Source organism: Nitrospira sp., assembly GCA_016715825.1.
In the GTDB taxonomy this organism is placed as follows: Bacteria; Nitrospirota; Nitrospiria; order Nitrospirales; family Nitrospiraceae; genus Nitrospira_D.
Genome location: JADJXO010000001.1, coordinates 543,843 through 559,321, shown reverse-complemented (window position 1 = coordinate 559,321; position 15,479 = coordinate 543,843). Strand labels below are relative to the sequence as shown.

Here is a 15,479-nt window from a genome sequence, read left to right as displayed (position 1 = left end):
TGTTTTACAGGGTGGTTTCAAGTTCCAAGTGCAACGGGTGAAAAAAGAAATTAGGGTCAGAGTGTCATTGTGTTCGCGGGCGCCCATACCACGTGATCTGGCTTTTCGAAAATTGCACGCTGACTCGAATTGTTTCCTGCTGTTACACCCTGGATGGTTCACGCAGCGCGGCGCTTGGGCGCGCGTACGCGGGAACGAGCACCCGATCGGCGTGAAGCTTGTTTCTGGGGGACTTGGGCATGAAGCGTCAGGCCCAGCGCACCTACCACTTTAAGAATGGTATCGAACCCAGGACTCCGCTCGCCCGACAGCGTCTTATACAAACTTTCACGAGAAAGACCGGCATCTCGTGCAACCTGAGCCATCCCTTTGGCCCGTGCGATATCGCCTAATGCCTTGGCGATAAACGCCGCGTCGCCCTGAGCCTCCTCGAAACACGCCTCTAGGTAGGCGGCCATTTCTTCCGGTGTTCGAAGATGTTCGGCGACATCAAAGCGAGTTGTCGTCGTTCGTCCCATACACTACTCCTATAGGTTCCGAGCAAGTTGCCAGGCTATCCTAATATCAGTGGATTCCTTGCACTTCGTGCAACCGCTGATCTCACTCAGAAGGACGCTATGGTCATACAGGAATATTCCATTCATGGACTGTGATTTTAGAAAGGCCTTAGGATAGCGATGTGGACTTTGGTCTGGTTGAAGCCAAACCTGCGCGCGTGCATTTTCTTGGTGTCCGCCCCCTCACAACAAAGAACGGGGAGCAGTCAGGTTGTCGTTCACTGCGCGCATCGAACGAGGCCCTTCTGAGGGCACGCGTTCGGCGAGCAAGAAGGACGGCCTGGCTGCCAGTTACCACATAAGCTTATCCTCGAATTTCTCTCTAACCCTCTCCCAAGGGCGGTCTGGTTGAATCCAAAATTGCGCGCATGGAACGACCACGTCGTTCTCCTCCAGTGGAATACGATGGGCAGACGTGGGGGTTCCGCGAGCACTTGGATCAACCGGGCCGACCTTGTCCCATCTTACTCTCCGTCCCTTCCCACAGCCTCTCAATATTTCCCTTATGCTTGATCACAATAAGACCTGTCACCATTACAGCAAACGAGACGAAAGCCGCGCTTGGGTGAAGCAGCGCAGCGATAACGGGAAACAATCCGAACGCGGTCAGTGCTCCCCCCGACGAGTAGCGCCAGAGTGCCACCGCTCCGATCCAGGCCAGCAGGAGCAATAGGCCTATCAGCGGTGCCACTCCAAGGACAGAACCGAGCGCGGTTGCGACCCCCTTGCCTCCTTTGAATCCAAGAAACGGCGAAAAGAGGTGGCCCAGAAATGGAGCGAGCGTAACGGCCAGAATCGCCCATTCGTCTTGCAGCAGCTGCGTCGCCGCGAAGCCCATCACCCATCCCTTGCCCATATCCCCGATCAAGGTGAGAATGCCGGGCGTCTTGCCCGAGACACGCAGCACGTTCGTAAACCCGACGTTCTTGCTCCCGACCGTGCGGGGATCCGGCAGGCCCATCGCCCTTGAGATGACCACCCCGAAGGGGACCGCGCCTAACAGATATCCACCCACCACAAGGCCAATGATCAGTCCGAGATGCTCCATAGTTTATTTGCAGGTCTCACTGCCGTGTATTGCCGCATTACCTACCACAAGCTTGAGCCTGAACGTCATTGGAACTTTTCCGGATGCACAAAGAAGTCGAGCATCATACGATTCAGATTTGGCCAGTCATGATGGCTGCCGGTTCCTTCACAATAGAGCGTCGCCCCGCCTGAAGCACAGCCTTGATACGCGCGACAGTCGCCCTCCAGTGGTGTCGTCTTCGTCACATCACACTGATTACAGCCCGCCCACCAGGCTGCTGTTTCGGCACCCCAACCAGGAAAGAGTTTGTCGTTCTTACTGTGCATGATCATGACCGGCAGGGGATCTCGGCATTGAAATTCCTCGAGATCCTTGCCGGTCCATCCGGCTGCACTCGGGGCGATGGCTGTCGGAATCTTCTTCGTCTTCTCAAGCACGGCCATCGCCATTGAGGCCGTGCCGCCATCCGAGTGACCAGTGACAAACACACGTTGTTCATCGATGCACCACTCCTTCGCTACCTCCGAAGGAATGGTTCCAAGCTGTTCAATAGCGGGAATGTTCAGCTGCTTGTGGTCAGGGTAGACCACGAGAAACCCCATACCAGTTGCTGCAGTTGTGAGTCCGACGAAGCGCTCGGACTCCCACCGACTGTGTCCAGCCGGAGGGTAGACCATCAGCAAGGGATGGGCAAAGGTCGCGTCATAGTTGGACGGTGTGCGAACCATATACTTCATACCGCCGGTTGAAACTGTTCCATCGGTCGCACCGGCTGCTCCAGTCCGAGATCCTGCCAGACACTGTCTCCCCTCAGTTGGGTAAGCAAACGCTTCGAGTGGCGGCGGCGTTGTGTTTTCCGTACAGGCTGTGACGAGGAAGAAGAAACTGGCACCGATAACGAAGAATGGTGCTCGCAGGAGAGCCTGCCATTGCACACCCATGTCAGATCCGGCTTCTCGAGTTGATGAAGCAATCCAATCCAATGGGCTACAGGATGTTCACACGAGACATCCGGCGAGGCCGCAGCGAGTGAAGGGCCGAGGCATAGGCTTTCTCACCCACCCCACCCCGAGCAGCCACAGCAGCTCTCTGCCGCCGGGGTATGTTGAGGGTCTGAACGATGCGAGAACGAAGCTGAGGTCTCGTTTCAACATCCTGGCTACAGCCCCTTCGCGACGACCTGCTTCCAAAAGCTCCACACATATTGCCCACCGGAAACATAGCCAAACACCAGCGAGAGGTATAGGGTGAAGCTCCCCGCCAAATGCATGTTGCCGAGAGCGGCCAACCCAGTCCCTTCCAGGATGAGCAGGATGATCGCGACCACTTGCAACGCCATCTTGTACTTGCCGGTCGTCTCCGCAGGAATAATCATACCCTCCCCTGCCGCAATGGCGCGCATGCCCGTGACCGCCAGTTCTCGCCCGACGATCAGCAACACCACCAGCGCGCTGACTCGCTCCACGTTCATGAGGAGGATCAATGCGGACAGGACCAGGAGTTTATCCGCGAGAGGATCGAGCAACTTACCAAGTTTCGTCACCTGGCCTGTTCGCCGGGCAATATAGCCGTCCAACATATCCGTGACCGCCGCCACGGCAAAGATGGCCGCGGCCGCCAGCGATTGGTCTGGTGTGGGGTTGACGAAGAGAATGATGAAGACCGGAATCAAAAGAATCCGGGCAAGCGTCAACACATTGGGGACATTGATCGAGTCCGCCCCGATGTCTCGCCATGCTTCCAATACACGGTTCATCGTTCGATTCTTCCCCTAAACAATCCCATTTTTCAAGAGGTCATGCAGATGAATCACGCCACGGATGGTCCGCCCATTCTCCGTCACCACCAACGTCGTAATTGAAAACCGTTCCATCATTTCGACTGCTTTTGCGGCCAGTTCATCAGGCCCGACGGTCTTGGGGGTAGTCGTGGCCAACTCTCCGGCCGTCGTGTTGACCAAATCCGTCCCACGTTGGAGAAACCGCCGCAAGTCTCCATCGGTAATGACCCCGACCAACAACTCATCCTGATCCACGACGGTCGTCATGCCGAGCTTTTTGGCCGTCATTTCCAGCATGGCCGCCATCCCGCCGACTGAGGCCTGGACCTTGGGGATGTCTGGTTCGGCATGCATGACGTCTTTCACTTTGACAAGCAACCGGCGCCCTAACGTACCGCCGGGATGGAATCTGGCAAAATCTTCTTCTTTGAATTCCCGCTTCTGTAATAACGCGACAGCGAGGGCATCGCCTAACGCCAGGGTGGCGGTCGTACTGGCGGTCGGAGCCAATCCCATCGGACAGGCTTCTTCCGCAATCGAGACATCGAGGACGACATCGGAGTTTTTGGCTAGGGTAGAGGTCGTCCGTCCCGTAAACGAAATCACGGGAATGCCCAATCGCTTCACGAACGGAAGCAACTGCAGCAACTCTTGGGTCTCCCCGCTGTTGGAGATCGTCACCAACACATCTCGACGCGCCAACATGCCGAGATCTCCGTGCACACCCTCGGCCGGATGCAGAAAGAATGAGGAGGTCCCGGTGCTCGCCAGCGTCGCGGCGATCTTTTGCCCGATAAGACCGGACTTGCCCATTCCTGACACGACTACCTTCCCTTTACAGCGAACCAGCACATCCACCGCCTTGACGAACCGATCGTCCAGTCGCTCGATTAAGGCTTCGACCGCACGCGCTTCGATTTCGAGCACGCGCCGTCCCTCGGCAAGACTGCCTTGGCCTTTCTCTGCCTTCGAGGGTCGAACAGTCTGTGTCAGCTTCGCTGGTTTGTCGCGTTCCATACTCGCAGAACCCGCTCTAATAACGGTTTTAATTGATGCAACGGAACCATATTGGGTCCATCTGACAAGGCTTCGTCAGGACTCGGATGGACTTCCATGAAAAATCCGTCGACACCGGCTCCGGCCGCAGCACAGGCCAACGGCTCCACAAATTCACGTTGGCCGCTTGAGGTGGTGCCTCCCCCACCCGGCAACTGCACGCTATGGGTCGCATCAAAGACCACAGGATAGCCGAACCCCCGCATGATAGGGAAGGACCGCATGTCGACGACGAGGTTGTTGTAGCCGAATGACGAGCCGCGTTCAGTGAGGACAATTCGACGACTTCCGCACTCCTCGATCTTCTTCACGGCATTGCCCATTTCACGAGGCGAGAGAAATTGGCCTTTCTTGACGTTCACGACGGCGCCCGTCTTGGCGGCCGCGATCAGCAGATCCGTCTGCCGGCAGAGGAATGCCGGAATTTGCAACACGTCCACTATCTTCCCGGCTTCCGTCGCCTGTTCTTCCGTATGCACATCCGTCAGGATGGGCACGCGCAACTGGTCTTTGACTTTCGTGAGGACCGCAAGCCCCTTCTCAAGACCAGGGCCGCGAAATGATGTGATGGAGGTTCGATTGGCCTTATCGAAGGACGATTTAAAAATGTACGGCATTCCCAAGGCCTTGGCAATCTCGGAGATCCGGCCGGCCGTCTCCATGACGATCTGTTCGCTCTCAATCACGCACGGTCCGGCAATGAGAAACGGAGGTTGCCCTTGGCCGACTCGGAAAGAACCGATTTGAACTTCGTGCGCCATAACGTTTCGCCGTTCTTCACGCGGGATGATCACACCGGCATTCCAACAAGGCCGCAGGCGAATCAAAACCGGAGGCGTACCCTCTGGGGTACGTTGAGGATTTTGATAAGCCGAGAACGCAGTTGGAGGTCGGTTTCAGCATCTCGCCCTAATGCCCAAGCTTTCGTCGCAACGCCGCTCCCACAAACCCGCTGAAGAGCGGATGTGGGTGGTGCGGACGGGAACGATACTCCGGATGGAACTGGGTGCCCAAAAACCAGGGATGATTCTTCAACTCGATGATCTCGACAAGGCGACCATCCGGAGACAGCCCGCTCAGGACCAGTCCCTTGGCGGTCAGTTGTTCACGATAGGCGTTGTTGAACTCATACCGATGACGATGGCGCTCACGGACTTCACCCACTCCGTACATCTTCTGCGCCAGCGTCCCCTCCCCCAGTTTACAGAGATACGAACCGAGGCGCATGGTCCCGCCTTTATCACTCACGGCATGTTGATCGGGCATGAGATGAATGACGGGATGTGGCGATCGCTCGTCGAACTCGGCGCTGTTGGCGTCGGCCAACCCGGCCACATTCCGCGCAAACTCGATTGCGGCGCATTGCATGCCCAAACACAGACCGAGAAACGGCACCTGACGTTCCCGCGCATACGTGATCGTGGTGACCTTTCCCTCGATTCCTCTGTTCCCGAACCCGCCCGGAATCAGGATGCCGTCCGCCTCGCGCAAGATACGTTCGGTCCCTTGGCGTTCGATGTCTTCTGATTCGATCCAACTGATATGAACCTTCGTTTCATGGTCGATTCCGCCATGGACCAGGGCTTCTCCCAAGCTCTTGTAGCATTCCTTCAGCCCCACATATTTCCCCACCAAGGCTACGGAGATTTCATGCTTGGGCCGCTTGATCTTCTGAACCATCGCATCCCACTCGCGAAGATTAGGCTGGCCGGTTTCCATATGGAGCTGACGGACGATCAATTCGTCCAATCCCTCCTTTCGAAACACGATCGGCACCTCGTAGATGGTCTCGACGTCTTTCGCAGTAATGACGGCATCCTTGTCCACGTTACAGAACATGGCGATTTTGCCCTTGAGTTCCGGTGGAATGTAGCGGTCGGTTCGACACAGCAGAATATTGGGTTGAATCCCAATCTCACGCAACTTATTGACCGAATGTTGTGTCGGCTTCGTTTTTAGCTCACCTGCCGTTCCGATGTATGGCACTAAGGTCAGATGGACATACAACACGTTGTCGCGGCCCACATCGTACGGCATCTGCCGGATGGCTTCGAGAAACGGTAAGCTTTCAATATCACCGACCGTGCCGCCGATTTCGACGATCGTGACGTCGATCCCCTTCGAGATACGCATGATCGTCTGCTTGATCTCATCCGTCACATGCGGCACGACTTGCACCGTTCCCCCAAGATAATCACCGCGCCGCTCCTTCGTGATCACGGAGTGATAAATCCGACCGGTCGTGTAATTGCTCTCCTTGGTCAACGACAAGCTCGTGAACCGTTCGTAATGCCCGAGGTCCAGATCCGTCTCAGCGCCATCGTCCGTGACATAGACTTCCCCATGTTGATAGGGATTCATCGTCCCGGGATCGACGTTAATGTACGGATCCAGTTTCAGGAAGGTGATCTTCAACCCCCGGCTCTCCAGCAGGTTTCCGATGGAGGCCGAGGCCAGGCCTTTCCCGAGTGACGAGACCACACCCCCGGTCACAAAAATGAATTTACTCATGATTGCCCTCGTTGATGGCCATCAGCTCGATCCGATCCGAACTGGATCTGTGCGACTTACTTAAAAAACACCTTGCTGTTCTGCAATTCACGCTTGACTGCCTCAAACTCCCGCAGTTGCTCCTCGACGCCGGGGACATCTTCAGGTTGATCGACCCGCAACGAGGCATGCTTCGTTTCCCATACGCGGATGCGAATCCCATGGTCCAACGCACGGAGCTGTTCCAGCTTTTCAGCATCCTCCAAGCGGCTCGTCGGCAACGCTGCCAATCGAAGCAGGGTCTCTTTCGTATAGATGTACAGCCCCAGATGAATATAATGAAGTCCTCCGACTACCTGCCTGCTCGGATCATCTCGGACGAATGGGATTGGAGCTCGTGAAAAATACAGGGCATCGCCTTTGGTATCGGTCACTACTTTGACCACAGCAGGATGGAGCAGATCTTCCGTCGGATCCATCACCCGTTTGAGCGTCCCCATACTCGCGCCGCTTTCACAAAACGGCTCGATAAGATCGGTCAGCAACTCTGGATTCAGCGGAATTTCGTCGCCCTGTAAATCGACAAAGCAGTCGCCGGTAAACATGCGAGCCACCGCAGCGACCCGGTCTGTCCCGGTCCGGTACTCGCCCGTGACGAGCATCGCTCGACCGCCAAACCGTTCGACCGCCTGTTTGATCCGCTCATCATCGGTCGCCACCAACACGTCTGACGCCGCACGGCAAGCCACCGCCCGTTCATAGACATGCTGAATCATCGGTTTGCCGTTCAGTTCGACAAGCGGCTTCCCTGGAAATCGTGAGGAACCATACCGCGCAGGAATCACAACCGTGACCGATCGTGAAGACTTATTCATCCCCAAAGGCCTCGGATAATTGTTTCGGCAAAACGGTCGCCGTACCGACCATCCCCACCACGATGCCGGCCGCATAGTTGGCCATGATCGCCCCGGTTTTGATATCGGCACCAGCCCCAAGGGCCAACGCAAGCGTTCCGATGACGGTATCTCCGGCACCAGTGACGTCGTAGACCTGCCTGGCCTTGGTCGGCAGATGCCAGGACGCGCCATCACCGCCGTACAGACTCATGCCTTTTTCACCGCGCGTGATCAGAACCGACTGACACCCCAATCGCTGACGGATCATGGCTCCCGCTTCGTTGATCGTTTGGTTGTCGTCTCCATGCATCCCCGATGCCTGCGTGGCCTCCAGATGGTTCGGCGTGATGACGGTGACACCTTTATAGAAGTTGAAATGCTCAACCTTGGGATCCACGATGACCGGAACCCTTCGTAGCGCGGCAAGCCTCGTGATTTCTGACATTAAGACCGAGGAGACGACGCCTTTGGCATAGTCAGATACGACGATGCAGGACAATTCCCGCATCCTCGATTCCACATACCGAAGAATCTTCTGTCTCAGGACCGCCTTCAACTCGCTACGACCTTCGATGTCATACCGGACGATCTGCTGGTTATGCGCGATGACTCGACTTTTTCTCGTGGTCGGTCGCTCCCGATCGACCACAATTCCACCAAGCAATCCCCGGGTGTGCCCCAATTCCGCGACCAATTGCTTTCCACTTGGGTCGGCCCCGATCACACCACACAGATGAGCCTTCCCACCCAACGCCAGGATATTGCTGTAGACGTTGGCGGCCCCGCCGAGTCGGAGTGATTCGGATTCGACGTGGACCACAGGGACCGGTGCTTCCGGAGAAATCCGGCTCACCCTCCCCATGACGTAATGATCGAGGATCAGGTCGCCGATAACCAGGACCGACGCCTTGGGAAATCGTTGCAGATGCAGGCGGAGTGCCTTCGGTGAGGGAGCCTCGCTCCCCTCACTCGAACCTCCATGCGGACGCGAAGCGCCGGTGTCGTTTTTTACTGGATGGCTTTGCCGAATCGTTCCCATCGAACCCACTCCGTCCAATTCCCTTGACCATTCCAGGACCAATAGATCCGAAATGCCTTGCCGCGGATCTTTTCTTCTCGCACATAGCCCCAGAACCGGCTGTCCAGACTCTGGTCGCGATTGTCTCCCATGACAAAATACGATCCTTCAGGGACCATCACTGGTCCAAAATTATCACGCGGGTTGATGGTACTCTCGATAATTCCTGGGTCGATTCGTTGGGTAAAGGCTTTATCGTCGAGCGGTTGGCCGTTCACGAGCACGACCTTGTTCCGAAGCTGGATCGTGTCTCCAGGCAGTCCCACGATCCGCTTGATGAAGTCCTTTTCTTCGTCTTCCGGAAAACGAAATACGACGATGTCGCCACGCTGCGGCTTGCCGAATGTGACCACGGTGGTGGAGGTGTAGCAATTCACCGGGGGAAAGCTCATGAGCATTTTGCAATCCGTCGGCCACTGGAGACCGTAGGACAGTTTGCTGACCAATATGTGATCTCCGATCTGCAGCGTGGGAATCATCGAACCCGACGGAATCTTGAACGCTTGCACCACAAAGACGCGGATGGCGAAGGCGAGCAACATGGCTACGATGATCGCTTCGGCATACTCCCGAACGATGGACTTCCGTCCTGATTGGTCCGCGTTCTCCGTCACCTTAGCCCCGGAAATTGAGGCGGGATCCCCGACACGTGGAGAACCTGACAATTTATCTGCATTTCTAGGGTTCTGATCAAGGCTCATTCGTCTCCGACCTTTAAAATCGCTAAGAACGCTTCTTGGGGAACTTCCACGCTGCCGACCGCTTTCATCCGTTTCTTCCCTTCTTTTTGCTTTTCCAGCAATTTGCGTTTCCGCGTGATATCACCGCCGTAGCATTTGGCCGTGACGTTCTTCTTCATCGCGCCGATGGTCTCGCGCGCAATGATCTTGTTACCGATGGCCGCCTGAATCGCGATTTCGAACATTTGCCGCGGAATCAGCTCTTTCATCTTTTCCGCCATTTGACGACCGCGATGGTACGCACGCTCATGATGCGTGATGAACGACAGCGCATCCACCGCCTCGCCGTTGAGCAAGATATCGATCTTCACTAAATCGGATTCGCGGTATCCGAGCAATTCATAATCGAGCGAGGCATAGCCCTGCGTTCTGGATTTCAGCTTGTCGTAAAAATCAAGAATCACTTCGTTTAACGGCAGTTCGTAACTGATCATCACTCGGGTGGGATCAAGAAACTGGAGGCTTCGCTGAATGCCTCTCCGTTCCTGGCACAGCTGCAGGATGGCCCCCATGTATCGCTCGGGCGTAATGACCGTCGCCAAAATGAACGGCTCTTCGAACGTGGTGATATTGTTAGGAGGGGGCAATTCCGCCGGGTTGTCGATCTGCAACACCTCACCCTTGGTAGTGGTGACATGGTACACCACGGTCGGAGCGGTGGTAATCAGAGTCAACCCATACTCTCGCTCCAACCGCTCCTGAATGATCTCCATATGCAACAAGCCCAGGAACCCACAGCGGAACCCAAATCCCAGGGCAAGGGAGGTTTCAGGCTCGTATGCAAACGACGAATCGTTCAATCGAAGTTTGACCAAGGCATCCCGAAGGTCCTCGTACTTCGCGGTGTCCGTGGAATACAGACCGCAAAAGACCAACGGTTTGACGTCTTTGTACCCCGGAAACGGCGCAGCGGTCGGTGTGACGGTATCCGTCAGGGTATCACCGATCTTGACATCGGCCACTTCCCGCATATTGGCGCACAGGTAGCCGACTTCACCGGTCAGCAATTCGGCCTTCTTGGTCCGTTTGGGGGTGAACTGGCCGACTTCCATAACTTCAAACGTCCGGTTGTTGGACATGACTTTGATCTTCATGCCGGGCCTGATCGATCCATCTACCAGCCGCGCGAGGACAATCACACCTTGATAATTATCAAACCAAGAATCGAAAATAAGCGCTTTGAGCGGAGCTTGCGGATCACCGGAAGGAGGAGGAACCCGGGCGATGATCGCTTCCAAGACTGCCGGCACCCCTTTCCCTTCCTTCGCACTGATGGGGAGCGCCTCGTCGGCTTCGAGTTGGAGCACCTCGGAGATCGAATGTTTGGTGCTTTCGACATCCGCACTGGCCAAATCAATCTTATTGATCACGGGAATAATCGTGAGGTTATTGGCCATCGCCAAATTCACATTGGCAATGGTCTGCGCCTGCACGCCCTGCGTCGCATCAACGAGCAACAGTGCCCCCTCGCAAGCCGCGAGGCTCCGTGAGACTTCATACGTGAAATCGACATGCCCCGGCGTATCGATCAAATGCAAGGCATACGTCTTTCCATCCTCTGCCCGGTACTTGATGGCCACTGCGTGGGCTTTGATCGTAATGCCACGTTCCCGCTCGAGGTCCATGGCATCGAGGATCTGCTCTTTCGCCTCTCGTGCAGTGACTGCGCCAGTAGCTTCTAGGAACCGGTCAGCGAGGGTTGATTTGCCGTGATCGATATGAGCGATTATGGAAAAGTTGCGTATAAGGCTTTGCAAATCCTAGTCCATGAGTAAAAAATCGGTTCATTATAGTAACTGCTTTGGAGGTTGTCAAAGACATCACCCACCCTTATAATCACGCCCCGCACCAGACTGATTGTCTCGTCACGCGATCTTCACTCTGCCGACGTGTAGGAGCGCTGCCTCGATTCGCGATGGAGAACCGCATGGTATGGTGCTGCATGATCAAGATTGAAGCATCATGGCACGACCACCCTCAACGCGTCAGCTGATCAACTGGGACCATCGATACCTCTGGCATCCGTTTACCCAGATGCAGGAGTGGGAGCAGGATGAGCCACTCATTATTGAGCGTGGAAAGGGTTCCTACCTGATTGATACGGAAGGGAAGAAGTATCTCGACGGCACCTCGTCCATCTGGGTGAATCTGCACGGGCATCGACATCCGGTTCTTGATCGTGCACTCAAGACGCAACTCGACAAAATCGCCCACTCAACCTTCCTAGGTCTTTCCAACCCACCAGCCATCGAACTGGCGCGAGAGCTGATTCGAATTGCTCCGAAGGGACTCACCCGTGTCTTCTATTCCGACAACGGCTCGACGGCGGTCGAAATCGCATTGAAGATGGCTGTCCAGTACTGGCAGCAGCGACATCCTGAAGCGGGGCCAAAGAACACATTTCTCCACCTGAAACTCGCCTATCATGGAGATACGATCGGGGCCGTCAGCGTCGGCAACATCGACCTCTTCCATTCTCGCTTCAAACCGCTGCTCTTTCCCACCCTTGAAGCGGAACCGCCACATTGTTACCGCTGTCCGCTCCACCTCACCTACCCGACGTGCAAGATGGCCTGCATCGACCCGATCGAACAGATTCTAAAAGCGCGTCATCGTGACCTCGCCGGTTTCATCATCGAGCCAATGATGCAAGCAGCCGCGGGTACGATTCGTCACCCAGCAGGATATCTCAAGCGAATCCGAGACCTCTGCACACAATTCGACGTGCTCTTGATTGCCGATGAAGTCGCAACCGGGTTCGGAAGAACAGGCAAAATGTTTGCCTGCCAGCACGAACAGGTTACGCCGGACCTCATGGCCATCAGCAAAGGACTCACGGGTGGCTATATGCCGCTGGCAGCTACCTTGGCGACTGATGAAATCTACCAGGGCTTTCTAGGGAGATACGACGAGTTCAAGACCTTCTTCCACGGCCACAGCTTCACCGGCAATCCGCTCGGCTGCGCCTTGGCGCTCGCCAATCTCGAGGTCTTCCAAAATGAGAAGACGTTGGTACGGTTACAACCCAAGATCAAGCTATTGGCGCGACTGCTCCGGCCTTTCCAAGACCTGCCGCATGTCGGAGATATCCGTCAAGCCGGATTCATGGCTGGTATCGAATTGGTCTGCGACCGGACGACGAAAGAACCTTATCCGTTTCGGGTCAAAGCTGGTCATCGCGTGGCAACGATCGCCCGGTCCAAGGGGCTGATTCTCAGACCGATCGGGAACGTGCTTGTGCTTATGCCACCGCTCTCGACAACCGTCGACGAGCTGAAGAAAATGATGGAAATCCTCAAGGAATCCATAGAGACTCTGCAGATCGACTAACTCTCAATCGCATTCCTTACGGACAGACCTATTCTATGCAAACCTGCGATTTCCTCGTCATCGGCGGTGGAGTCATCGGCTTGAGCATCGCTCGAGAGCTGCGCCGACGCCGTAGCGACGCACGCGTGTTGTTGATCGAAAAGGAGCCCTCCTGCGGCGCCCATGCGAGTGGCCGAAACAGCGGAGTGCTCCACGCGGGCTTCTATTATTCGCCGGACAGCCTGAAGGCGAAGTTTACGCGGCTCGGCAGCGAACGGCTCACAGCCTACTGCGAGGAGAAACGCATTCCCCTGAATAAATGCGGCAAACTCGTCGTGGCCAAGGATGCCACCGATTTACCGGCGCTCGATGAACTACTGCGACGAGGTCAGATCAATGGTATCGAACTGCAGGCCATGACAGACCGAGAGGCCAAGTCCATTGAACCTCGGGTCAAAACGTACCAACGGGCATTGTTCTCACCTCGCACCTCAACGGTGAAACCCCTTCACGTCATCGAGGCCATGCAACAGGATGCAACCCGAGAAGGCGTCACCATTCAGTGCGGTACCGCCTATCGAGGGCGCCTGAACAGCGCAGTCCGCACAAACCATGACACCATTGAAGCAGGCTATGTTGTGAACGCCGCAGGCCTCTACGCGGATAAGATTGCCATGGACTTTGGATTCTCGGAAAAATATCGGATTCTGCCGTTCAAAGGCCTCTACCTTTACTCCGATGAGCCACCCGGCGCAATTCGCACCAACATCTATCCCGTTCCGGATCTCAGGAATCCGTTTCTTGGCGTTCACTTCACGATCACAGCAGACGGGAAGGCGAAGATCGGCCCGACGGCCATTCCGGCTCTCTGGCGGGAAAACTATGAGGGAATGAGCAATTTCAATGTCGGTGAGTTGGTTGAAGTCGCAAGTCGTGGGCTCGGCCTCCTCACAGGAGCAGGATTCGACTTCAGACGTTTGGCGATAGAGGAAATCGCCAAATACTCTCGGAGCAGAATGGTCTCACTGGCATCGGTCCTCGCGGAAGGAGTGGACGAGCGGAACTACCAAACATGGGGAAGGCCAGGAATCAGGGCTCAGCTTCTCGACATCACAAAGAGGAAGCTTGAAATGGATTTCGTCTTGGAGGGCAACGATCGCTCCATGCATGTCTTGAACGCCGTGTCGCCGGCGTTTACCTGTTCAATTCCATTTTCCAGTCATGTCTGCGATCACATCGACAAGGCGATGAAGTAATGCCTTCAACAGAGTCGCAACTCCGTTCCCACATCGACTTGGAGGCAGCAAGCCGCGTTCTCTTCCTGAAGGAAGATTTCCAAGAACCCGCTACTATTGATCAGGGCCGCAGGAATCTGCCTATCACCTTGGCTGTAGCTCCCCACCACCTTAGTCACGATATGTGTTCCGATTTGAATCTCGATCTTGGCCAGTCCGATGGTCGCTTGAAATTCCCGAACCTGCTTTGCCGTGACATTCGAGATCAGGTTTCCGAATCGGTCGATATATTCAATTCGTCCGACCACAATTTGCCCTTGTTGCTGCGGGGCCCAGACCAAGCTCTTCATGGGATCGTTGATCACTGGTCCAAAAAATGACGGCGGTTCTCCATTGGCCAGCAAGGCGGCGACTGGGGCGAATAGATCGCGTCCGTCAAATGTCGTCCCTTCGGACGGCAGCCGATAGCGTTCCTCTTCAATCTGCCGGATCTTCACGTCCTGTTCCTGTTCGAGCACATGACTGAGCAGACCGTTATCCGGCGCTAAAAACCAATAGCGCGATGTGGTGGCAAGAATCGCGCGCCTGGCGCTGCCGACTCCGGGATCGACCACACAGACATAGATGGTCCCTTGTGGAAAATGGCGATAACACGCGCCGAGCACGTAACTCGCTTCATCGATGTGATGAGAAGGAATTTGGTGGGAGATATCGACGATTCTGGCGCTGGGGCTGAGTGTGAGGATCACACCCTTCATGCTCGCGACGAACCAGTCACGCTCGCCAAAATCTGTTAGAAGGGCAATGAGCGGGCGTGACGCCGGCACGTCAGCATTCCTCGAACTTGATCTCCACGACCTCGTATTCGACCATTTTCACGGGAGTCTTGACTTCGACAAAGTCTCCGACACGCTTCCCGATGAGGGCCCGCCCGACAGGAGACTGCACCGAAATCTTGTTGAACTTCATATCGGCTTCATCCTGACCGACCAGCATATATTGTTTCTGAGCCTGCGTCTCTTGCTCAACGACCGACACCGTCGCACCAAACACGACGGTATCGCTCGTGCGTCCCGTGATCTCGACCACACGGGCTTCCGCCAGTTTCGTCTCAAGCTCCGAGATCCGCGACTCGATGAATCCTTGTCGCTCTTTGGCCGCATCATACTCGGCATTCTCACTGAGGTCGCCATGGGCCCTGGCCTCCGCGATTGCCTCAATCACTTTCGGCCGCTCGGTTTTCCGTAGCCGACTCAACTCCGCTTTGAGGGCCTCATACCCTTTCTTGGTAATCGGTGTGGGCATATT

The 15,479-nt window shown here is 55.7% G+C and carries 15 protein-coding genes; 2 read left to right on the top strand and 13 right to left on the bottom strand.

Annotated elements, in window-relative coordinates:
• Positions 1-158: 158 nt before the first annotated feature.
• The 11 genes from IPM58_02735 to lepA form a co-directional block, all read right to left on the bottom strand.
• Entirely contained in the window at positions 159-518 is a 360-nt protein-coding gene (locus IPM58_02735; protein MBK9306013.1) for a putative addiction module antidote protein, read from the bottom strand.
• A gap of 478 nt (positions 519-996) precedes the next feature.
• Positions 997-1,605 (bottom strand): glycerol-3-phosphate 1-O-acyltransferase PlsY, encoded by a 609-nt coding sequence (plsY, locus tag IPM58_02730; GenBank protein MBK9306012.1) that lies wholly within the window; start codon positions 1,603-1,605, stop codon positions 997-999.
• 65 nt (positions 1,606-1,670) lie between these two features.
• Positions 1,671-2,528: a poly(3-hydroxybutyrate) depolymerase gene (locus tag IPM58_02725; protein MBK9306011.1), complete on the bottom strand. Its 858-nt coding sequence runs from the start codon at positions 2,526-2,528 to the stop codon at positions 1,671-1,673.
• Between the two features lie 218 nt (positions 2,529-2,746).
• Entirely contained in the window at positions 2,747-3,343 is a 597-nt protein-coding gene (pgsA, locus tag IPM58_02720; GenBank protein MBK9306010.1) for a CDP-diacylglycerol--glycerol-3-phosphate 3-phosphatidyltransferase, read from the bottom strand.
• 15 nt (positions 3,344-3,358) lie between these two features.
• Positions 3,359-4,384 carry a KpsF/GutQ family sugar-phosphate isomerase gene (locus IPM58_02715; GenBank protein MBK9306009.1) on the bottom strand — a complete coding sequence of 342 codons (1,026 nt, stop codon included), beginning with the start codon at positions 4,382-4,384 and terminating at the stop codon, positions 3,359-3,361.
• Complete coding sequence (kdsA, locus tag IPM58_02710; GenBank protein MBK9306008.1) at positions 4,357-5,184, bottom strand: 3-deoxy-8-phosphooctulonate synthase; 828 nt, start codon at positions 5,182-5,184, stop codon at positions 4,357-4,359. The genes IPM58_02715 and kdsA overlap by 28 nt, the downstream gene beginning before the upstream one ends.
• A 148-nt stretch (positions 5,185-5,332) precedes the next feature.
• Complete coding sequence (locus IPM58_02705) at positions 5,333-6,934, bottom strand: CTP synthase (GenBank protein ID MBK9306007.1); 1,602 nt, start codon at positions 6,932-6,934, stop codon at positions 5,333-5,335.
• A gap of 56 nt (positions 6,935-6,990) precedes the next feature.
• Positions 6,991-7,788 carry a 3-deoxy-manno-octulosonate cytidylyltransferase gene (gene kdsB, locus IPM58_02700; protein MBK9306006.1) on the bottom strand — a complete coding sequence of 266 codons (798 nt, stop codon included), beginning with the start codon at positions 7,786-7,788 and terminating at the stop codon, positions 6,991-6,993.
• On the bottom strand, positions 7,781-8,848 hold the full coding sequence (rfaE1, locus tag IPM58_02695) for a D-glycero-beta-D-manno-heptose-7-phosphate kinase (GenBank protein ID MBK9306005.1): 1,068 nt from the start codon (positions 8,846-8,848) through the stop codon (positions 7,781-7,783). Before rfaE1 ends, kdsB begins: the two co-directional genes overlap by 8 nt.
• On the bottom strand, positions 8,818-9,588 hold the full coding sequence (lepB, locus tag IPM58_02690) for a signal peptidase I (protein MBK9306004.1): 771 nt from the start codon (positions 9,586-9,588) through the stop codon (positions 8,818-8,820). The genes rfaE1 and lepB overlap by 31 nt, the downstream gene beginning before the upstream one ends.
• A complete protein-coding gene (gene lepA, locus IPM58_02685; GenBank protein MBK9306003.1) occupies positions 9,585-11,384 on the bottom strand; it encodes an elongation factor 4 in 1,800 nt (599 codons plus the stop codon). The genes lepB and lepA overlap by 4 nt, the downstream gene beginning before the upstream one ends.
• A gap of 205 nt (positions 11,385-11,589) precedes the next feature.
• On the opposite strand from lepA, the gene bioA reads away from it, so the two are divergent.
• Together bioA and lhgO are read left to right on the top strand one after the other, a co-directional pair.
• Complete coding sequence (gene bioA, locus IPM58_02680; protein MBK9306002.1) at positions 11,590-12,957, top strand: adenosylmethionine--8-amino-7-oxononanoate transaminase; 1,368 nt, start codon at positions 11,590-11,592, stop codon at positions 12,955-12,957.
• Positions 12,958-12,992: 35 nt separating this feature from the next.
• Complete coding sequence (gene lhgO / locus IPM58_02675; protein ID MBK9306001.1) at positions 12,993-14,192, top strand: L-2-hydroxyglutarate oxidase; 1,200 nt, start codon at positions 12,993-12,995, stop codon at positions 14,190-14,192.
• A 5-nt stretch (positions 14,193-14,197) separates the two neighbouring features.
• Here lhgO and IPM58_02670 read toward each other — a convergent pair whose 3' ends face one another.
• Together IPM58_02670 and greA are read right to left on the bottom strand one after the other, a co-directional pair.
• On the bottom strand, positions 14,198-14,998 hold the full coding sequence (locus IPM58_02670) for an SAM-dependent chlorinase/fluorinase (GenBank protein ID MBK9306000.1): 801 nt from the start codon (positions 14,996-14,998) through the stop codon (positions 14,198-14,200).
• Between the two features lies 1 nt (position 14,999).
• The gene (greA, locus tag IPM58_02665; protein MBK9305999.1) at positions 15,000-15,476 is read right to left on the bottom strand and encodes a transcription elongation factor GreA; all 477 of its coding nucleotides are present in this window, start codon (positions 15,474-15,476) and stop codon (positions 15,000-15,002) included.
• Positions 15,477-15,479: the final 3 nt, after the last annotated feature.